Annotated in this window: 20 protein-coding genes, 4 tRNA genes and 1 other annotated feature; of the genes, 22 read left to right on the top strand and 2 right to left on the bottom strand. The window is 44.9% G+C overall.

All coding sequences use genetic code 11. From position 1 onward, the window contains the following. Positions 1 to 63: 63 nt before the first annotated feature. From rplM to AMICO_RS01520, 11 genes are all read left to right on the top strand, one after another. Positions 64 to 495 carry a 50S ribosomal protein L13 gene (gene rplM / locus AMICO_RS01470; RefSeq protein WP_013047709.1) on the top strand — a complete coding sequence of 144 codons (432 nt, stop codon included), beginning with the start codon at positions 64 to 66 and terminating at the stop codon, positions 493 to 495. Positions 496 to 516: 21 nt separating this feature from the next. Continuing rightward, on the top strand, positions 517 to 912 hold the full coding sequence (gene rpsI, locus AMICO_RS01475; protein ID WP_013047710.1) for a 30S ribosomal protein S9: 396 nt from the start codon (positions 517 to 519) through the stop codon (positions 910 to 912). 268 nt (positions 913 to 1,180) lie between these two features. Beyond that, positions 1,181 to 2,533, top strand: a complete 1,353-nt coding sequence (gene mgtE, locus AMICO_RS01480) for a magnesium transporter (protein ID WP_013047711.1) — start codon at positions 1,181 to 1,183, stop codon at positions 2,531 to 2,533. 118 nt (positions 2,534 to 2,651) lie between these two features. Further along, positions 2,652 to 3,260: a TetR/AcrR family transcriptional regulator gene (locus AMICO_RS09760; RefSeq protein ID WP_013047712.1), complete on the top strand. Its 609-nt coding sequence runs from the start codon at positions 2,652 to 2,654 to the stop codon at positions 3,258 to 3,260. After that, on the top strand, positions 3,250 to 4,581 hold the full coding sequence (locus AMICO_RS01490) for a TolC family protein (RefSeq protein ID WP_013047713.1): 1,332 nt from the start codon (positions 3,250 to 3,252) through the stop codon (positions 4,579 to 4,581). Before AMICO_RS09760 ends, AMICO_RS01490 begins: the two co-directional genes overlap by 11 nt. Before the next feature lie 18 nt (positions 4,582 to 4,599). Next, positions 4,600 to 5,691 carry an efflux RND transporter periplasmic adaptor subunit gene (locus AMICO_RS01495; protein ID WP_013047714.1) on the top strand — a complete coding sequence of 364 codons (1,092 nt, stop codon included), beginning with the start codon at positions 4,600 to 4,602 and terminating at the stop codon, positions 5,689 to 5,691. Then, positions 5,688 to 8,792, top strand: a complete 3,105-nt coding sequence (locus AMICO_RS01500) for an efflux RND transporter permease subunit (RefSeq protein WP_013047715.1) — start codon at positions 5,688 to 5,690, stop codon at positions 8,790 to 8,792. Before AMICO_RS01495 ends, AMICO_RS01500 begins: the two co-directional genes overlap by 4 nt. Before the next feature lie 5 nt (positions 8,793 to 8,797). Next, entirely contained in the window at positions 8,798 to 9,097 is a 300-nt protein-coding gene (locus AMICO_RS01505) for a PG0541 family transporter-associated protein (RefSeq protein ID WP_013047716.1), read from the top strand. Positions 9,098 to 9,163: 66 nt separating this feature from the next. After that, positions 9,164 to 9,239: transfer RNA gene (locus AMICO_RS01510), tRNA-Thr, on the top strand. Positions 9,240 to 9,254: 15 nt separating this feature from the next. Beyond that, a tRNA-Tyr gene (locus tag AMICO_RS01515) sits at positions 9,255 to 9,340 on the top strand. A 16-nt stretch (positions 9,341 to 9,356) separates the two neighbouring features. Further along, positions 9,357 to 9,432: transfer RNA gene (locus tag AMICO_RS01520), tRNA-Thr, on the top strand. A gap of 647 nt (positions 9,433 to 10,079) precedes the next feature. Here the strand turns inward: AMICO_RS01520 and AMICO_RS01525 are convergent. Beyond that, on the bottom strand, positions 10,080 to 10,274 hold the full coding sequence (locus AMICO_RS01525; RefSeq protein WP_148211307.1) for a hypothetical protein: 195 nt from the start codon (positions 10,272 to 10,274) through the stop codon (positions 10,080 to 10,082). A gap of 151 nt (positions 10,275 to 10,425) precedes the next feature. Here AMICO_RS01525 and AMICO_RS01530 point away from each other — a divergent pair, with 151 nt between their 5' ends. Further along, on the top strand, positions 10,426 to 10,815 hold the full coding sequence (locus AMICO_RS01530; protein WP_013047717.1) for a nucleotidyl transferase AbiEii/AbiGii toxin family protein: 390 nt from the start codon (positions 10,426 to 10,428) through the stop codon (positions 10,813 to 10,815). Between the two features lie 33 nt (positions 10,816 to 10,848). Here AMICO_RS01530 and AMICO_RS01535 read toward each other — a convergent pair whose 3' ends face one another. After that, positions 10,849 to 12,282, bottom strand: a complete 1,434-nt coding sequence (locus AMICO_RS01535; protein WP_013047718.1) for a response regulator transcription factor — start codon at positions 12,280 to 12,282, stop codon at positions 10,849 to 10,851. Positions 12,283 to 12,426: 144 nt separating this feature from the next. Here AMICO_RS01535 and AMICO_RS01540 point away from each other — a divergent pair, with 144 nt between their 5' ends. The 10 genes from AMICO_RS01540 (at position 12,427) to rplJ (ending at position 18,752) form a co-directional block, all read left to right on the top strand. Next, complete coding sequence (locus tag AMICO_RS01540) at positions 12,427 to 12,861, top strand: hypothetical protein (protein ID WP_013047719.1); 435 nt, start codon at positions 12,427 to 12,429, stop codon at positions 12,859 to 12,861. Between the two features lie 16 nt (positions 12,862 to 12,877). Then, positions 12,878 to 14,143, top strand: coding sequence for a hypothetical protein (locus tag AMICO_RS01545; protein ID WP_013047720.1), 1,266 nt, complete (start codon positions 12,878 to 12,880; stop codon positions 14,141 to 14,143). Between the two features lie 280 nt (positions 14,144 to 14,423). Next, positions 14,424 to 15,626, top strand: coding sequence for an elongation factor Tu (gene tuf / locus AMICO_RS01550; RefSeq protein ID WP_013047721.1), 1,203 nt, complete (start codon positions 14,424 to 14,426; stop codon positions 15,624 to 15,626). A 20-nt stretch (positions 15,627 to 15,646) separates the two neighbouring features. Further along, complete coding sequence (gene rpmG / locus AMICO_RS01555; protein WP_013047722.1) at positions 15,647 to 15,796, top strand: 50S ribosomal protein L33; 150 nt, start codon at positions 15,647 to 15,649, stop codon at positions 15,794 to 15,796. 21 nt (positions 15,797 to 15,817) lie between these two features. Beyond that, positions 15,818 to 15,893, top strand: a tRNA-Trp gene (locus AMICO_RS01560). Between the two features lie 32 nt (positions 15,894 to 15,925). Further along, positions 15,926 to 16,108, top strand: coding sequence for a preprotein translocase subunit SecE (gene secE, locus AMICO_RS01565; RefSeq protein ID WP_013047723.1), 183 nt, complete (start codon positions 15,926 to 15,928; stop codon positions 16,106 to 16,108). 83 nt (positions 16,109 to 16,191) lie between these two features. Continuing rightward, the gene (nusG, locus tag AMICO_RS01570) at positions 16,192 to 16,734 is read left to right on the top strand and encodes a transcription termination/antitermination protein NusG (protein ID WP_041459305.1); all 543 of its coding nucleotides are present in this window, start codon (positions 16,192 to 16,194) and stop codon (positions 16,732 to 16,734) included. A gap of 86 nt (positions 16,735 to 16,820) precedes the next feature. After that, on the top strand, positions 16,821 to 17,246 hold the full coding sequence (gene rplK, locus AMICO_RS01575) for a 50S ribosomal protein L11 (protein ID WP_013047725.1): 426 nt from the start codon (positions 16,821 to 16,823) through the stop codon (positions 17,244 to 17,246). Between the two features lie 74 nt (positions 17,247 to 17,320). Next, positions 17,321 to 18,031, top strand: coding sequence for a 50S ribosomal protein L1 (gene rplA / locus AMICO_RS01580; RefSeq protein WP_013047726.1), 711 nt, complete (start codon positions 17,321 to 17,323; stop codon positions 18,029 to 18,031). Positions 18,032 to 18,048: 17 nt separating this feature from the next. Then, positions 18,049 to 18,212: a sequence feature (ribosomal protein L10 leader region), on the top strand. 9 nt (positions 18,213 to 18,221) lie between these two features. Then, positions 18,222 to 18,752, top strand: coding sequence for a 50S ribosomal protein L10 (gene rplJ, locus AMICO_RS01585; protein WP_013047727.1), 531 nt, complete (start codon positions 18,222 to 18,224; stop codon positions 18,750 to 18,752). Positions 18,753 to 18,767: the final 15 nt, after the last annotated feature.

The raw sequence follows: 18,767 nt of genomic DNA on the forward strand, positions 1-18,767 counted from the left end.
AAGAGTCGGCGTTCTTTGAACTTTTCTCTATAAATTTACTTGAAGTTAAAGGAGGAAATGAACATGGCAAGCAATCGTACCTACATGGCTACTCGTGAAAAAGTTGTTCGCGAGTGGTATGTAGTAGATGCTACCGATAAACCTATGGGACGTCTTGCTGTAAAGGTAGCCAGAATTCTCATGGGAAAACATAAAGCAACCTACACCCCTCACGTTGATTGTGGAGACTTTGTCATCGTTATTAACGCAGAGAAGGTGAAATTAACGGGGAATAAATTAATGAACACCAGAAGGTATCACCATACGGGGCACCCTGGCGGTATTAAGAGCCAGACCTACGGTGAAATGATTGCAAAAAAACCAGAGCGGCTTATGGAGCTCGTCGTGAAGGGAATGCTTCCCAAATCACGCCTTAACTTCCAGAGGAAACTTAAGGTATATGCAGGGGATCATCATCCGCACTCAGCTCAGCAGCCTGTAGCTCTTGATATCTAATTTGAGAAAGGAGGAACAAGAATGCCAACTCCTTCCTATTTTTGGGGAACAGGAAGACGTAAAAATGCTATTGCTCGAGTAAGAGTTTGCCCGGGTGATGGATCTATAGAAATCAACGAAAGAACGGTTGAAGATTATTTCCCTCGCGAGGTCTGGCAGTCTCAGGCCCTTGCCCCTTTAAAAGTTGCGGGTATTGAGGGTAGAGTGAATGTCTTTGTCCGTGCCAATGGGGGCGGTCTTACCGGGCAAGCTGGAGCAGTTCGCCTTGGTATAGCAAGAGCCCTTTTAAAACTGAATCCGGAACTGCGCCCCGCTCTTAAAAAAGCTGGGTTGCTTACTCGGGATCCTCGCATGGTCGAAAGAAAGAAATTCGGTCAGAAAGGTGCTCGTGGGCTTCGTCAGTTCTCCAAACGTTAGTTTTTTACAAAAAACACAATACATACGGGGCGTTTTGTTAAAAAGCCCCGTATGCTATCTTAATTAAAGCAGCTTTCTTTTCTAAAAGGAGCGACACATGGATAGCGGTTTAGTCCCTTTATCGTGTAACTACATTAAAATTTTAATGAACTAACTGGCGTCGAGTACGTTTTCACTCCTCATGGCAGGTTCGATAACGCCCGACGCCCGTCGGGTGTGAACTGATTCTCACCCTTTAAAAAAACTGTAACAAAGGGGGGAGATGCCGATGAATGATTTGCACCACAAATTTCTCGAAAGCATCGATAAGCTTTTCCAGGCTAAAAAGTTTAAAAGTTTGAAAGAGCTGCTAAGCACTATGGAGCCTGCTGACATTGCTGAAATAATGGGTGAAAAACCTCCTGTTGAACGGGTTTTTCTCTTCAGGCTTTTAGCAAAAGACCTGGCCATAGAAGTGTTTGAGTTTATGGACAGCACAGAGATAGAAGAAATGCTGGCCCATTTCTCTGATAGTGAAGTTTCAGAAATTATGGAAGAAATGTCAGATGACGACAGAACAGCTCTTTTCGATGAACTGCCCGCGAAAACCGTGAAAAAACTTCTATTGCGCCTTTCCCCAGATGAACGCAAAGTAGCAAACATGCTGCTGAATTATTCCCCAAGCTCTGCGGGGAGAATAATGACCCCGGAATATATAGATTTGAAAGAGGAAATGACAACAGAAGAGGCTGTTGGTCGAATTCGGAGGAATGCGCGCAGCAAAGAAACCATCTACACTTGTTTTGTTGTTGACACACAACGCTACCTAAAAGGCGTTGTCGATCTGGAAACCCTTATTATGGCAGAACCTCACACCTTGGTGGGGGCTGTTATGGATGATCCTGTCTACGCTACAACGACTACAGACCAGGAAGAAGTGGCTCAGGTCATGTCGAAATATGACTTGCAGGCCATTCCTATCGTAGATACCGAGAAGCGGCTTGTTGGCATAATAACCTTTGACGACGTTCTTGACATCATCGAGGAAGAGGCAACGGAAGACTTCGAACGAATGGCAGGTATCCAGCCGGTAGAAGAAAGCTATCTTGATGCGAGTGTATTTACGTTAGCAAGAAAACGTTTCATGTGGCTTTTTATCTGTATTTTAACAGAGGCGGTAACTTCAGTAGTATTAAAGAGGTATTCCTTCGCTCTCCAGAGTGTCGTAGCACTCACCTTCTTTATTCCTCTACTTATAGGAACCGGGGGCAATGCCGGCACCCAAGCCTCAACTCTTGTCATCCGCGGCTTGACCCTCGGCGATATAGAGTGGGAAGATATTGGCAAGGTGATTTTCAGGGAGATTCTTACCGGGATATTGCTGGGGGGAGCTCTAGCCATTTTTGGTCTTGGAAGAGCCTATATGCTTCATACAGGATATGGAGTGGCCTTGACAGTTGCTTTTGCCATCATCGCCGTAGTTCTTCTTGGGAACATGGCTGGAACTTTATTACCTTTCATTGCACAAATGCTTCATATAGATCCGGCAATAATGTCTGGTCCCTTTATTACAACTATCGTAGACGTATTTGGGCTCATCGTTTATTTTGAAATAGCTCGAAACATCTTATCCCTTTCTTAAAAGACTCTAGTTGGCACGGGTTATCCTTTAGGGTAACCCGCTTTTTATGTCTTCCATTTGACAGACCGATCAGTATGGCCTATGATATCCACATACCGAACGGTCGGGAGGTGAGGAAGTGAAAGACAGCGGACAAGATACAAAAGCTCTTATTATTTCTATAGCCCGCGAGCACTTTGCCGAAAAAGGGTTCTATGGAACAAGTATTGACGCCCTTGTAAAAGAAGCGGGTTTGAGTAAAGGGGCATTATATTGGCATTTCCCGGGGAAGCTCGATCTTTATAGAGCGGTTATAAAAGAAGAGGTAGAGCGTATCCGTCATATTATGGTTCCAGAACAGCCAGAAAAGCCTGAAGAACGAGAGGGGCTTTTCATTGCTCGAGGAGAGCAACTTATTGATGCAGTGATGAAAGACCGGTTGTGGCGAATGTTCAGCGTCCATATGGCCTTGGAGTCTATTAGGGGCAATAAAGAAATTCAGGATTTGAATCGTCTTATTAGTCTATCCTTTGTGGAAGAATTTGAGTCTATTCTTATGAGGATGTATCCCTCCCTGAAATATGGAGCGGGAGGACTTTCTCTTAAAGAACTGATTCAAATTTTCGAGAACTTTATTGCGGGATTAGTCTCTAACGTAGGAACAACCCTCTCTGTCGATGAAGCTAAACGTTCTTGGAAATTTTTAGTAACACGAGTCCTTAAAGGAGGGGCACCATATGCGCCATAGAAAATATTTTTATGTGATTGCGATAATAGCACTATTCGCTTGCCTCTTTTCGAAAAAGCAAATTTTATTGGCTCAGGAAAGAGAATCTCTCACAGAGGCGCTAGTATTGGAGCTTGCAGAGGAAAACAATCCAATCCTGGCGGCAGAGGCAGAGCGAGTAAATCAGGCGCAAGCCAGGTACTTAGGTTCCAAATCAGCACAAAAACCCCAATTGGCAGCGTCTTTAACGTACCAACAATTAGGTGAGGAGCCAAGGTATCCTGTAATTCCTACGGGGGGAGAGGCTATAGCGGGGTTTGAAAAAACCTATCGTGCAGCACTATCTCTTGACTACCTTCTCTATAGTAGCGGCGCTGTAGAAAACTCTGTGCGGAGTCAGAAATTGGCTTTAGAGGGGGCAAAAGCACAAGAAACCAGGGTATCACAGACTGTGGAAAGCAATGTATTAGCGAGTTATTACAATCTTCAGCGAGCTCGAGCAAAACTTGCTGTAGCGGAAGATGTATTAGATCTCACAAAAGAACACCTGAAGCAAGTGGAGTCTTTTTATCATCATGGTGTTGTAGCTAAAAATGAGGTTTTGCGAATTCGTGTAGATGTGTCGGAAGCCGAGCTAAACAGAATAAAGGCTGCCAATGGAGTAGATGTGGCCTGGAGTGCCTTAGAACGAGCTGTAGGGGTCTCTTTGCATTCTCAATATGCTTTGCCGGATCCAGATCAGTCTCGACCCGATGTTCCTATAATTGAGGATCCTTTTACTCTTGCCCTAGAAATCAGGCCAGAGCTTCAAGCTTTAGACCATGCTGTTCAAGCATCTCTATCTCTTTCTAAGGCGGCGGCAGCACAAAGCAAACCGCAGGTGATTTTGCAGGCTGAGAGCTATGTTGCTGATAACACTTTTTTCCCAAGCGAAAAAGATGACTGGAAAATCTCACTTACAGCACTTTGGAGATTTTACGATGGTGGAGCGAGTCAGGCCAAGGGCCAAGAAGCGAAGGCGACAGCAAATGAGTTCCTTTTCAGGACAGAAGACCTTAAAAAACAGATTAACTTGGAAGTTTCTGTCGCGAAACTTAACCTGGAATCTGCTTCGCAACGGATATCTGTCGCTGCGGATCAGGTGCAAAGTGCCGAAGAAGACTATCGTATGGCTTTAAAACGGTATAGTTCCCAGGTAGGCACAAATATAGATGTTCTTGATGCTCGTGTAGCTCTCACCAATGCTCGAACTCAGCTTGTTGACGCAATTTATGATACGCACATATCTAAAACAGAACTTTTATACGCAGTAGGCCTTCCTCTAAGTACAGCTGAAGAATAGGAACGGGAGTGATTTTGAGTGAAAAAGAGTTTGATGCTCTTTAGTGTGGTTATTATCTTTATTGCCCTCATAGGTTTTAGAGCCTATCAGCAACATCAAATAGAAAGCACTGTAGGTGAAATAGAACGGATAAAAGTAGAAGTAGTTTCTCCAGCGCAGAGAACTTTCGTGGATACTGTTCGTTTTGTGGCTACTCTTGAACCAGAAGAAGAAGCTGCTGTTATAAGTAAGGTTCCAGGTAAGACAGTTCTTCAAGTCCTAGTTCATGAGGGCGATAAAGTACAGCAGGGAGATGTTCTCGCCATTCTTGATACAAGCCTTATAAAGCAGCAGATAAATCAGGCTCAGGCAAGCCTTGCCAAGGCTGAGGTTTATAAACAGACCGCGTCAAACGATTACCGAAGATTTTCTCAGCTCTATAAAGAAGAAGTTATCAGTCGCCAACAGTACGATCATGTAGAAGGAGAGTATAAAACCTCTGTCAAGCAAGTGGCTGAGGTGAGGGCAGTTCTGGAACAGCTTAAGATAACGATGGGATATCATCGAATAGAGGCCCCGATTTCCGGCACTATTATAGCTCGAAATGTTGATGCTGGAGACACTACCTCCTCTTATCCTGCCTTTGTGATAGCTAAGCAGGAGCAGGTTAAAGCCGTAGGAGTAGTTCCAGAGAAACTCTACTCTAAGGTAAAAAGAGGTCAAGAGACACAAATTTCACTGGATGCTTTCCCTGGACGTTCTTTTAAAGCGAAAGTGTCTAGAATTTCTCCTGTTTTGGACCCTCTTACCCGAACAGGAAAAGTTGAGGTTGCTGTTGATGCTCTTTCCCTTATGAAACCTGGAATGTATGCTCGAGTAGAAATTCAAGTTGGAACACATGAAGGTCTTGGTATTCCTTTGGAAGCTGTTGTAAAAATGCCGGGCACCGGCATGCCTATTTGTTATATATCTACAAAAGAAGGAACTGCTAAAACTAAACACATTACTCTGGGAGGGGAAGGTCCAGATGCTGTTGAGGTAATCGAAGGAATATCTCCTTCCGATAACATTATTGTTACCCGTTCGGAAAAACTTTCTGAGGGAGCGCCAATTGAGGTGGTTCAGCGATGAATTTGCCAGAGTTTTCAGTCAAAAGGCGAGTAACCACCCTTATGATTTTTCTCGTGGTCATGTTGCTTGGGGGTATTGTTTTTACGTCTTTAAAAGTAGATTTATTGCCTGAAATAGAACCTCCAGTTATTAATATTTTGACTTCATGGCCAGGAGCCTCTGCAAGCGATGTAGAGCAGCGGGTTTCCAAAATAGTAGAAAATCACATAGCCATGATTGAAGGGGTGGATACTATCCTTTCAAAGTCCCAAGATAACATATCCGTTGTCTCTGTGAAGTTTGACTGGGGAGAAGACTTAGATGTCAAAATCGGAGATGTTCGAGACGCGGTGAACTTCGCTAAGCGAGATTTACCTAGCGATGCAGAGGAGCCCATCTTACTGAGAATAACTTCAGGAACGGTTCCTGTTCTTGTAATGTCTCTAACGGCAGACGAATCCTTGCCTGGCCTTTACCATTATGCAAATAAAACTATTTCTGAAACAATTTCCCGTATTTCTGGTGTAGGACAAGTTCTAATCTATGGCGGAGATCGACGGGAGATACAAGTACAACTCAATATAGATAAAATTGAAGCATATGGACTTGCTCCACAAGCAGTAGTGCAAGTGCTTGAACGAGAGAATATTAACATTCCTTCAGGATCTCTGAAGGATGGGCAAATTGAATATTATCTACGTGTTCCTGGCAGATTTCAAAGTGTAGAAGATATGCACAAAGTAATTGTAGGTGTATCGAAAAACCGTCCTATATATCTTTCTGATGTGGCGACTATTTCCGATAGTTTTAAAGATCCTGACATTCAAGGATATCATGCGGGAAAGCAGTCAGTAATTCTCATTGTTCTCAAAAACAGTGACGCCAATACAGTGGAAGTGAGCCAAGCTGTTCTTAAGAAGATGGAGGATATGAAGAATCGAGAGTTCCCAGGCGACGTAGAGTATCATGTGGGGCTTGACGCCGCTGATTTTATTCAAGATTCTGTACGCAATTTAAGTTTCTCTCTTTTTATGGGAATACTTTTGGTGTTCCTTGTGACATGGGCCTTTTTAAAACGACTTCCAGCCTCGCTTATTATTTGCGGAGCAATCCCCTTCTCTCTTGTCATTACTTTTATAATTATGGGATGGCTCGATTATACTATCAATATTTTCACCCTTTCGGCTCTAGCCGTAGCAAGTGGCATGGTTGTGGATAATTCCATTGTCGCTACTGATCAGATTGTTTACCACTTAGAACTTGGAGAGCGACGGAATGTGGCAAGTATCCTTGGTGCACAGGAAGTACAGTCTGCCCTTTTCGCTTCGACGCTTACCACGGCTGTTGTGTTGCTCCCGTTAGCTTTTATTTCAGGGCTTGTGGGTGTTTTCTTTTCAGCATTGACTATTGTGATGGTTGTAGCCGTTATGGCATCGCTCTTTGTCAGTCTTACCTTTGTTCCAATGATGGGAAGCCGGTTTTTCAAGCGCGAAGAAGATCGCTTAAAAATGCACCAATATACGGAACGACTCCTCGTATGGCTTGAACAAAGTTACAAGAACATCCTTTCATGGAGCCTTTTTAACAGGAAAAAAGTTATTGCCGCAGCTATATTGCTTTTGGTTCTTACTTTAACTGGATTTCGTTTCATAGGTACTGAACTGACACCGGAACCGGATACGGGAGATATCTCCATTACCTTTACACTCTCAGAAGGAATCAGGATTGAAAAAACTGAAGAACTTCTTAAAGAAATAATGGCATATGCTGAAAAAACAGTACCGGAGGCAACAAATATATTTGCTTATGATGGCCGGGATGAGAAGGGCTATGCAGTAGCTGTCGGGCAAGAAGCTGGTCCTAACGTGGGAACTGTGGGGCTTAAGCTTGTAGAGAAAAAGAAAAGAGAGCGCAGTGCTTTTGAAGTAGCCAATGAATTGCGTAATTGGCTACAAACAAAACCTGGCATTGAAAAAATGACAGTTGTGGTCACGTCTCCTATTAAAGCTATGTTGCTTGGGTCGAAACCCTTGAATATAGAAGTATATGGAGACAACCTTGATCATGTTATAGAAACGGCAAATACGATCAAGAATAGCCTCATGAAGATACCAGGAGCTGTTGATGTGACGTTGAGCCAAAAACAAAATCGCCCAGAAGTATGGGTACAGGTTGATAGAGAAAAGGCGGCTTTGACAGGTGTAAGTACGGCATCTGTTGCACAGACTCTGAGGACGTATTATTACGGATATGAAACAGGCGAAAGTTATTGGGAAGGTGATGATGATTATCCCATTCGAGTTCGGTTGAACACTGATGAACGAAACTCTCGCGAGGTTTTAAATCGTCTGATGGTTCCGAATGTAAATGGGGAGCTTATTCGCCTTTCTACAGTAGCACAACTAAATGACACAGTAGGTCCACCGGAAATACAGCGCAAAAATAAACAGCGCTATGTAGTCGTTGAAGCAAATGTTCATGGGAGATCGTTAGGCCAGCTGACGCAAGATGCAAGAGCAACTATCGAAAAAATGGATATCCCTCAAGATATTCGCATCGATTTTGGTGGAGAGGTGGAAGAAAAAGACAAGGCTTTTCGTCAAATGGGATATTTAGTTTTGTTGGGGGTCCTTTTGGTCTATATGGTTATGGCAGGGCAATATGAAGCTTACCTCGATCCCTTTGTCATCATGTTCAGCATCCCCTTTGCCCTTACTGGCGTGGCTTTCGCCTATCTTCTGACGGGGATGTATCTTTCGTTACAAGCACTGCTCGGGGTCATTATGCTGGTCGGGATTGTGGTCAATAACGCCATTGTACTTGTAGACTATATCAACCTTCTCAGAGCTCGAGGCTTAAAATTGAGAGAGTCTCTTCTTGAGGCAGGGGAACGTCGTTTACGCCCTGTTTTAATGACGACACTCACCACATTTTTTGGCATGTTGCCAATGGCTATTAGCCAGGACCAGGGAGCAGAACTCTGGCGTCCGCTTGCAATTTCTGTAATGGGAGGATTGCTCGTTTCTACCATAGTAACGTTAGTAATTGTACCTGTAATTTACAGCTTGTTTGAAGAAAAGCTTCGTCGTAAAAAGCGTTTCGCTGAGGCAGAGGAGGTTTAGGCAGCATGAAGATGTTCTGGATTTTTTGTAATGAAAGTGTCGCGGAAGACCTCATGGATGTTCTCAATAAAAACGGAATCACGGGATATTTTGTTTGGAAAAATGTTTTGTTCCGTGATAACGAGAGTGGGAAAACCCATTGGGATGATGCAATATATCCCGGCAAAGACTGGGCTTTTATGGTCTTTTGTGATGATGAAGATGTTTTGGTCTTAAAAGAGAAACTCGAACACCTAGAAGAAGAACCGTATATAAAGCAGGCAGGGATAAAAGCTTTTATTGCAGAAGCAAAAAAAGTAATGTAAAATAATGCTCTGTTGATGACTGGTGTTGACAGATTCTTTTCTCCCGCTATAATATACCAGCGGCGAGCCGGTGTAGCTCAGTTGGTAGAGCAGCTGACTTGTAATCAGCAGGTCCCCAGTTCGAGTCTGGGTGCCGGCTCCAGTAAATTGACAACGTGGTGGGATGGCCGAGTGGTCAAAGGCTGCAGACTGTAAATCTGCTGGCGTTCGCCTACGTAGGTTCGAACCCTACTCCCACCACCATTTATATATTATGAAAGCCGACTTAGCTCAGCAGGTAGAGCACATCCATGGTAAGGATGGGGTCTCCGGTTCGAGTCCGGAAGTCGGCTCCAGTGTTAGCAAAGGGTCCCCGGTTATTTTCGGGACCCTTTTTCTATTTGTATGTCATATGACTGTTTGCACAATTTAACTTTCCTGCCAAATTGTCTTGTTTAAACTCCCCACCAGCAGGCAACCTTCCTACTATCCGCATGACCGGCCAGATAAAAAATCGTTTGGGGCCCCACCACCACATATTTGTGTAGGAAAAGCCCGGCGATACGTAAAAGAAGATTTAGATAAGTGGATTGATGCTCAACCAAGAAAGTTTTGCCTATCTTACAAGGGGGAATTTAATAGCATATATTCACAAAATAATACGAAAACACTATACGTTTATATCTGTTTTGGCGAGAAAGGGTTGAAATATTGGCCTCTTTTCGCTTAATTAGATATTAAAATGTGTTAAGCACTTTGTTTTTAAGGGGAAATTACGATGAAGTATTATGAGAAGCTCGTCGATATGAAATGTTTCACACGGCAGGATGTGAAAAATTGACAGGGAATAAAGAGACCGCAAAATCCCTTTTGAACAACTATAAAAAGAAAGGGTACATTGAAAGTGTCCGGCGGAACCTCTTCGTTTCCATCAGCATGGAGACAGGCGAGCCTCTAGCGGACCGTTTCGTGATTGCCAGCCATATCGTTCCAGAGGCCTGCGTCACCCATCATTCGGCCTTTCAGTTTCACCGGGATGACAAACCAGGTCTTTTACGAACTGTACGTCGCGATCTCCGGCAACAAAAAGTTTTCCGAGTTCACATACAACGGCATCACCTACCGTTACATACCGTCGCGCCTCGATATCGGGGTTGAAACAAAATACGACGGGATGATTCGCTGAGCGTACTGTCATCGACAGCATTGATGATATACATAAGATTGCGGGCCTCGAGGAGGTTTTAAACTGCATAGAGGCCATTCTCCCCCGCTGGCTGAGCGCACAAAAACTGGTTTCATACCTCAAGGAATATAGGAAATCCGGCAAAGGGTTTTTATATAAAAAGATGGGCTTCGTTGCAAACACCCTTGAGAAGGTATGCCGTCTCACGCGCGTCCTGCATTTCATAGAGAAAGACCCCTTTCTTTATAAAAGCCTCGGATTTAAGGGCGGGACGGCTATCAACCTGGTGATATTCGAATGCCCTCGGTTGTCTGTAGATATTGATTTGGACTTCTGTTTAGAAACTTCGCGGGGCGAGATGCTTGAGGCGCGGCGTGATCAGCTTAAAGCTAGTGGTTATCGCTGGAACGTCGAAGAAAAAATTTGGCAGCGTTCAATGATCGCAGATAATTTTAACTTTAAAGAATTTTATTCCCAACCGTGGGTGCAGACAGGAATATGCATCAAGGTTTATTCGGAGGATGGCGATCAGATGTATGTCCACCGAGGATGATTTTTTGTGTTTTTATCTAGGAGAGAGGTTCCTTTACGAAAAGATTCTCTGCACGTCTTCTCTTCCAGAGGCCTTTGTCTTGCGATAAATGTTTCTCAAATGGGTTTTTAAAGTGTTTTCAGAGATATTCAGGCTATCGCAGATCTCGCTATTGTTGAGGTTCTCTGCCAGCAGCAGGGCAATTTTTGTTTCCTGCTTCGTGAGATCATAGGGCAAAAGTAACAAATGGTGTCTTTCAGTTTGAGAAAGAGGAGCGAGGCCATGTTTCTCCTGTTTATCAAGATTTTCGTTTGCAAAAGTTTCGGGATTATCGTGAAAGAAAAGTCCTGCCAGCAGGAGTGAAATTACACCGGCGACCCACAGGAGCTGGTTATTTGGAATGTTCCATGTTCCTGAGACGCGGTTCAAGAGAAAAATAAGATTCTGACCTATAAAGACAGATCCGGCGATAAGAGCGAGGCCCTTACTTGCGACAGAGAGGGCATGTTCTTTAGGAGCTCGTGAAGCCAAACCAACTAAAGTCGCCCAGGCATAAGCACCAAAACACCCAAATCCGAACTGGAGGAGTGTTATGGGAAGTATGCTGATCCAGCCAGAGAAGCCATAAAAAGGTGAGATCAGAAGGAATCCGGTTCCAATAAGTATTTGGGCCAAGATATAAATGTGCCGCAATTTTATTTTTGGAATCTTATAAACCAATAGCGCTGCCGTTAAAGCTCCTGCCCCGTACATAAGTTCTGAGAAAAAGAAATGAGAAATGGTTTCTGTTCCAGAACTGCTCAAAATATGATGATGAAAGATGCTGCAGGCCAAAAAGAAAAGAAAGATCCGTATTGCCAGCCCAAAATGCAGGGGGGCAAGCCATTTACCCTTAAAGGATGTCTGAGGCCGCAGGTGGGGGGGCTCTGAAGAAGAGAAAGAGAAATTAAAGCTTTTTCCCCAAAAAAGTGCAGAAACCAGGGGAAATGCTCCTGTTATAAGCAGCAAAAATGAAGGCGGGAACCAGGGGTGAACTGCCATAATAAGAGAGGCGAGCATGTTGGCTGCCGAAAAAACAAGAACTGCTTTTTGGGGAGAGAGATTTGTTCCAAGCCACATCCAGCCCCCATCAAAAAGAGCAAGGGCTGCGCTTGCAATCGAGATGCTTGCAAAGTCCATCCATATACTTAAGTGGGAAGGGGTTCGAGGCAGCAAAAGAAAGAGAGAAAAAACACTAAAGAGTAAAAGCTGTTTAAAGAATTTATTGCCATTGAAAAAGAAGGTATATTTTGCCATCAGGGTAAAAAAGATAGCATTGAATAAAGGGAAAAAGAAAAAAGCATGTTCTGGTGATATGGAAAGAAGCTGAGGAAACTGTATAAAAAGGTGTCCCTCCTGAAATGTCCCCCAGCTCCAGGCAGTCGTGAGCCCCAGTCCAACTATAATCAAAAAAAGGAAATATTTATCTTTGTCGTAAGGTGTTTTCATTTTTCCTTTTCACCAACCTTATTAGGTATATGGTCTCAAGCCTTATTGTAACAGGATTTTCATGGAGGGGTGAGAAAATTCATCCTTTATCCGATGTGGTTCATATGTTAACTTCCAGAGGAATTCATGGAGGGAGGTAAAGGAATGAGAAGAAAATTCTGTGTTTTTGGGCTTCTGCTGCTAGTGCTCTTTTTTGCGGGAAGTGCTTGTGGGGCGGAAGAGAAGTTTGTCTGGATTTATAAGGATGATGGGTTTGATATGTATCTTCACAAGGGAACTCTTAATAAAAATAAGGATGAGATCTCTTGCTGGGTCAAAAGTGTTTATTCTGAAAAAGGCAAAGCGTGGGTGTTGAAAAATATGCCATCGAAATATCGTAAAAAGCCCATAGAGTATGGCATGGACTTTTTTGTCCTCAATACGAAAACAGGAAAATATCAGATAAAAGTGTCTATTGTCCATAGCCCTAACGGAGACGGAATATATCGTGAAGGCAGCAAGGCATGGCTTCCCGTAAAACAAGGAACTCTTGCCGCCCTGATTGCAAACAAGCTACCCGAAGAACTAAAAAACAAATAGGGGGGAGGAAGAGGAAATGAAGAATACAAAAATAATAAAGAGGCTGAGCGCTGTCCTTACCGTTATAGTTTGTCTTCAAGGGATAGTTGGTGTTGCTGATGCGGCCCTCAGATCAAGATATGAACAGAAAATAGGCGATATTCCAGGAGCTAGTGTGCCAGTAACCATTGCGCCTGCGGCACCGGTACCTCCTCCTGCGGCTCCGGCACAAGCTTTGGCTCCCGCGCCGCAGTCTCCACAAAAAAATGGCGAATTGGTGGCTTCCTGTGGAATCCCCGCAATCTATGTAAAAGCCATGGCCAAGGAACATGAAAACTTTCGAGAAGCCTTTATTCGCGCGGAGCTAAGCCTTCGGTACTACATCAGGAAGGGGAAAGAGAGACAAGAACCCTCTTCGCAGCAACTCAAAAATCTGCGATTCCAGATAACGCAGAATTTAAAAGCTCTAGAGTCCAGTGCCAATCGTTATTCTCGAAATATACGATATGCTAAATTAGCAATGTTGCAGATGGATGAAGAAGAGCGTTCGATATTTGCTGAGGCTTTGGCCTCCCTTTATGGAACGCCAGCATGGGCAAGTTCACAAGGAGTACCGATGAGTGCAAATTTGGCTCCTATGGATGTTATGAACAGGCTTGAGAACACTATGACCAATGTGGGAGTTGCGTCTGGCACAGCCCAGCTTGCCATTGATCAGAGGTCGCTTGTGGAAACAACAGGCGCTTGGGAGGCTTTTAAGAGCAGCTATGGCGCTCAAGTCCTGGCTTCTGGCGCAAAATTGGGGGCCACTGTGGCTGGTACTATTGGCGGAGCCGCTTTGGGGGTTATCGCTATTGGGTCATTGCCAGTTACTGCTACTGGCGCGGCGATCGTAGGGGTGGCTGGCCTTGGCGTGGGTATTCTTGGCGGAACCATTAGTATCATTGGTGCTACAGATGACTTTGTCAAAGCTGTTAAGGATGACACGAGTTCCGGCATAGATGCGGGTGAAAGAGAAAAATTGGAAAATTTGGGTAACGCTGTGTCAGCGGTCAATATTACGGTAGGTCTCCCGGGTCTTGCCCAGTCATCAAGCACAGCCGAATTTGTGCAGGGCGGGCTTTCCTCAGTATCAGATGCTATGGGCTTCTGGGGAGAAGAAGAAAATAGAAATGATGAGAAGGCAAACGAAATAAACAGAGAACTTGACAGTGTTATGAAAGAAGGCGGAAGCGGCGGCGGCAACGATAGCGGAGGCGGAAGTGGCGGCGGTTGCGGTGGAGGTTGCAGTGGCAGCTTTTGATGAATTCGGTTATAATTTAGCAGGTTTTTGTAAGACCCGGCATAATGCCGGGTCTTTTTACTCTCATTGAATAAAAACAAGCCGGAAGTTCAGAAGGATCTGCCATGTTGTTGAAGGTAGATTTGGAAGGGATGTACTTCTGGGTCTTTTCCTATGGGCGGATATGGATATTTTTGATTCATATGATAAAATCTCTTCAGTAAATAGGGGTTTTTTTAACGAAGGAATACAGAGCCTGGAAGGGCGAAGATTCTATATATGCAGGGAGGCCTGAGAAAAAATGGCAAAAGAGAAATTTGAAAGAGCGAAGCCCCATCTTAACGTGGGCACCATAGGACACATTGACCACGGTAAGACGACACTTACAGCAGCGATCACGAAGTGTTTGTCGACGAAGGGTTGGTCGAATTTTGAGGCGTACGACATGATCGACAAGGCGCCAGAAGAGCGTGAGAGAGGCATTACGATCAACATTTCTCACGTAGAGTATCAGACAGAGAACCGTCACTATGCCCATATAGACTGCCCAGGTCACGCAGACTACATTAAGAACATGATTACAGGTGCCGCGCAGATGGACGGGGCTATTCTTGTTGTATCCGCGGCAGACGGTCCCATGCCCCAGACCCGCGAGCACGTTCTTTTGGCCCGGCAGGTCAACGTGCCGGCCGTAGTCGTTTTTATGAACAAGACAGACCAGGTAGACGATGATGAGCTTCTTGATCTTGTAGAGATGGAGATCCGCGAGCTTCTGAGCAAATACGATTTCCCCGGAGACGATGTCCCCATCATTCGCGGTTCAGCTTTGAAGGTATTGGAAGAGGGAACAGGAGAAGAGAACGACCCTGTGAGCAAATGCATCTGGGAGCTCATGGCCGCCTGTGACAGCTATATTCCAGCGCCTCAGCGGGAAACAGACAAGCCTTTCCTTATGCCTATCGAAGACGTGTTCACCATCACAGGCCGTGGCACAGTTGTAACGGGCCGAGTAGAGCGGGGCATGATCAAGTCAGGAGAAGAAGTGGAGATCGTGGGCATGAAGGCGGATACGACCAAGACAGTGGCCACATCCCTTGAGATGTTCAGGAAGATTCTTGACGAAGCCATTGCCGGCGACAACGTGGGCATTCTTCTTCGCGGCATAGACAAAGAGGATGTAGAGCGCGGCCAGGTATTGGCTAAGCCGGGTTCCATAACGCCTCACACGAAGTTCAAGGCAGAGGTATACGTACTGAAGAAAGAGGAAGGCGGCCGACACACCCCGTTCTTTGCGGGCTACAAGCCTCAGTTCTACTTCCGTACCACAGACGTAACAGGAGGCATCAAGCTTCCGGAAGGTGTAGAAATGGTTATGCCGGGAGACAACGCGACCTTTGAGGTTGACCTTATTGTACCTATCGCCATGGAAGCGGGACTTCGTTTCGCAGTCCGTGAAGGTGGTCACACAGTGGGTGCTGGCGTTGTCACCGAGATTCTTGGGTAAACTGGAAGAGGGGAAGTATTATGGCAGATATAGTGGGTCTGCAGTGCACTGAATGTAAGAGAAGAAACTACTCAACAACAGTCAATAAGAAAAAGCAGGCCAAAAAACTGGAACTCAGCAAATACTGCAAATGGTGCGATAAACACACCTTGCATAAAGAAACTAAGTAGTGTAAAATACTCACTGCTCGCAGGTCCGTAGCTCAATTGGCAGAGCACTGGTCTCCAAAACCGGGGGTTGCAGGTTCGAGTCCTGCCGGGCCTGCCATTTTTTTTTGCCTAAAGATAGGAGGCCGAGGTATGGATAAGATCCTCAGCTTCGTGCGTGAAGCAAAAGCCGAACTTAAAAAAGTGACATGGCCAGGAAAAAAACAAGTGTGGTACTCTACCCTTGTGGTAATTGCTTTTACACTTTTCGTTGCCGCATATCTTGGTATTGTTGACCTGGCTTTGACCGGTATCTTTACGAAGATCATTAGTTAGGCTTTGTTCTGCATGGATTATTTGATGGGGTTAAATAGATTGCGTGGGGAGGTGAGGGGGCCAAAAGAGACCCCCTTTGTGTGATGGAGAGTAGCAGCGAACGGCGCTGGTATATAGTACAGACATATGCAGGGTACGAAAATAGAGTGAAGGCGAATCTTGAACAGAGGATCGCCACTATGGGCATGGAAGAAGAGATATTTAGTGTTTTAGTGCCTGTGGAGGAACGTGTTTTTGTCAAAGATGGCAAAAGCAAAAAAGTCACCCGTAAGCTTTACCCAAGCTACGTGCTTGTAGAGATGAAGCTGAATGATCAGTCCTGGTATGTTGTGCGTCACACTCCCGGTGTAACAGGTTTTGTAGGGGCAGGAAATCATCCCATTCCTCTTTCCGAAAAAGAAATAAAAGAAATTATGAGCAAAATCGGCAAGGACCATGCGAAGCCCAAGATTGAGATGAATCTAAAACCTGGGGATATTGTTAAAGTTAAAAGCGGCCCCTTTGAAGGTCAGGTTGGTCCTGTTGTTGAAATCGTTCCAGAGAAGGGAAAGGTCAAGTTTACAATTACAGTTTTTGGCCGTGAAACTGTAGTGGAAACAGACTATACGGAGCTTGATAAGCTCTAGAGATAAATGAATCTAAAAGCGGGCACTCCTCTTCCTCATAGTGGGAGAGGGGAGTGCTTTGCCGTGATGAGAGGAGATAAGTAGTAATGGCAAAAAAAGTTATTGCGCAGATCAAGTTGCAGCTGCCCGCCGGAAAGGCTACTCCTGCGCCTCCTGTAGGACCAGCACTTGGTCAGCATGGCGTGAACATTATGGAATTTTGCAAGCAGTTTAACGCCAAAACATCAGATCAGGCGGGGATGATTATTCCTGCAGTATTGACAGTATATGCTGACCGGAGTTTCACCTTTATCCTTAAGACACCTCCAGCAAGTGTTCTCTTGAAAAAAGCTGCTGGTCTTGACAGGGCTTCAGGTGAGCCTAACAAGGTTAAGGTGGGTAAAGTAAGCCGTGAAAAGGTAAGAGAAATAGCAGAGCTTAAAAAAGAAGATTTGAATGCTAACGACGTGGAAGCAGCCATGCGCATGATTGAAGGTACGGCTCGTTCCATGGGTATTGATATCGTCGATTAATTTAGTAGAGCTCTCAGGGTTATTCAGTGGCAGGGTCTGCAAAGCCCGTTATGACCACAAGGAGGGAATTTGTCATGGCAAAGAAAAGTAAAAGATACAGTGAGATAGCGGCGAAGGTAGACAGCACAAAGCTTTATGGGCTTCGTGAAGCAGTAGACCTTTACAAGGAAGTTGCTACAGCGAAGTTCGATGAGAGTCTGGAAGTTCACATCCGTCTCGGCGTTGATCCCCGCCATGCGGACCAGCAAGTTCGTGGAACCATCGTACTTCCCCATGGTACGGGAATCACGAAGAGAGTTCTGGTCTTGGCCGTAGGGGAAAAGGTAAAAGAAGCAGAGGACGCAGGTGCGGACATCGTCGGCGGAGATGACCTGATTCAGAAAATAAGCACTGGCTGGCTCGATTTTGATGCGGTTATCGCGACCCCAGATATGATGAAGAGCGTAGGACGCCTTGGAAAGATCCTTGGTCCCCGAGGACTTATGCCAAGCGCAAAAGCGGGCACCGTCACCTTTGATGTGGCTGACGCTATAAAGGAAATCAAAGCGGGTCGTGTAGAATTCCGCGTTGATAAAACTGCTATCATTCACAACATGGTAGGAAAGAAAAGTTTTGAAGCTGAAAAACTTTTTGAAAATCTGAAGGTCCTTTATCGAGCGATTTTGAAAGCACGTCCAGCATCGGCAAAGGGAACCTACGTAAGAAGCTTTTACATTGCGCCAACAATGGGTGTAGGAATAAAGATAGATCCTGTTGCAGCTTCTAAAGAAGTAGCAGAAGCATAAAAAAACAAAATATGCTACAATAAGCACCTGACAAACCAGAGACAGTGGGCGCGTTTAACGCCTAATGAATTCATATCACCCACCGAGGTTTGGAGAAAGACCCATAGAGTAGCCGTATAAGCTGCTTTCTTTGTGTACTTATCTCCCGGCCTTGATGGTTGGGAGATTTTTTTTGGGAGGAGGTGAACTCATGCCTGCAAATGTAAAGTATGAGCGAGTTAATGAATTGAAAGAAATGCTTGATAAAAGTGAAGCTGTTTTTGTAGCTGAATATCGAGGGCTCACCGTAGCGAAAATTACAGAGCTCCGCGCTAAAGTACGTCAGGCTGGCGGCGAGATGAAAGTTGCTAAAAACACGCTGTTTAAAATAGCCCTTCAGGAAAAAGATATGCCTGTTCCTGAGGATATTATGGCAGGGCCGAATGTTTATACAGTTGTATATGATGATCCAGTTGCAGTGGCGAAGGTTTTTGCGGAATTTTCAAGAGATAAGTCTAATAAGGCCTTTGTTATGAAGGGTGGCATAATGGGTACCAGCATACTTGATGCGGCACAGGTTGGTGCTTTGGCGGATCTTCCTTCCAGGGAAGTTCTTATTGCTCAGGTGGTCAGTACCATTGCTGCTCCTCTGTCAGGACTGGTTACCGTGCTTTCCGGTTCCATCAGAGGGCTTGCCACATGCCTCTCTCAGATCAAGGAGAAAAAAGAGCAGGCTGCCTAGCAGCAGCATAACCCG

This window comes from Aminobacterium colombiense DSM 12261, assembly GCF_000025885.1.
In the GTDB taxonomy this organism is placed as follows: domain Bacteria; phylum Synergistota; class Synergistia; order Synergistales; family Aminobacteriaceae; genus Aminobacterium; species Aminobacterium colombiense.

Excerpts from the sequence above, each read along its gene's own strand:
- AMICO_RS01505 (WP_013047716.1), top strand. The coding sequence starts at position 8,798 with ATGAAGATGTTCTGGATTTTTTGTAATGAAAGTGTCGCGGAAGACCTC.
- tuf (WP_013047721.1), top strand. The coding sequence starts at position 14,424 with ATGGCAAAAGAGAAATTTGAAAGAGCGAAGCCCCATCTTAACGTGGGC.
- mgtE (WP_013047711.1), top strand. The coding sequence starts at position 1,181 with ATGAATGATTTGCACCACAAATTTCTCGAAAGCATCGATAAGCTTTTC.
- rplJ (WP_013047727.1), top strand. The coding sequence starts at position 18,222 with ATGCCTGCAAATGTAAAGTATGAGCGAGTTAATGAATTGAAAGAAATG.
- rpsI (WP_013047710.1), top strand. The coding sequence starts at position 517 with ATGCCAACTCCTTCCTATTTTTGGGGAACAGGAAGACGTAAAAATGCT.
- rplK (WP_013047725.1), top strand. The coding sequence starts at position 16,821 with ATGGCAAAAAAAGTTATTGCGCAGATCAAGTTGCAGCTGCCCGCCGGA.
- rplA (WP_013047726.1), top strand. The coding sequence starts at position 17,321 with ATGGCAAAGAAAAGTAAAAGATACAGTGAGATAGCGGCGAAGGTAGAC.
- AMICO_RS01545 (WP_013047720.1), top strand. The coding sequence starts at position 12,878 with ATGAAGAATACAAAAATAATAAAGAGGCTGAGCGCTGTCCTTACCGTT.
- nusG (WP_041459305.1), top strand. The coding sequence starts at position 16,192 with ATGGAGAGTAGCAGCGAACGGCGCTGGTATATAGTACAGACATATGCA.
- AMICO_RS01535 (WP_013047718.1), bottom strand. The coding sequence starts at position 12,282 with ATGAAAACACCTTACGACAAAGATAAATATTTCCTTTTTTTGATTATA.
- rpmG (WP_013047722.1), top strand. The coding sequence starts at position 15,647 with ATGGCAGATATAGTGGGTCTGCAGTGCACTGAATGTAAGAGAAGAAAC.
- AMICO_RS01490 (WP_013047713.1), top strand. The coding sequence starts at position 3,250 with ATGCGCCATAGAAAATATTTTTATGTGATTGCGATAATAGCACTATTC.
- AMICO_RS01530 (WP_013047717.1), top strand. The coding sequence starts at position 10,426 with ATGGGCTTCGTTGCAAACACCCTTGAGAAGGTATGCCGTCTCACGCGC.
- rplM (WP_013047709.1), top strand. The coding sequence starts at position 64 with ATGGCAAGCAATCGTACCTACATGGCTACTCGTGAAAAAGTTGTTCGC.
- AMICO_RS01525 (WP_148211307.1), bottom strand. The coding sequence starts at position 10,274 with ATGACAGTACGCTCAGCGAATCATCCCGTCGTATTTTGTTTCAACCCC.
- AMICO_RS01540 (WP_013047719.1), top strand. The coding sequence starts at position 12,427 with ATGAGAAGAAAATTCTGTGTTTTTGGGCTTCTGCTGCTAGTGCTCTTT.
- secE (WP_013047723.1), top strand. The coding sequence starts at position 15,926 with ATGGATAAGATCCTCAGCTTCGTGCGTGAAGCAAAAGCCGAACTTAAA.
- AMICO_RS01500 (WP_013047715.1), top strand. The coding sequence starts at position 5,688 with ATGAATTTGCCAGAGTTTTCAGTCAAAAGGCGAGTAACCACCCTTATG.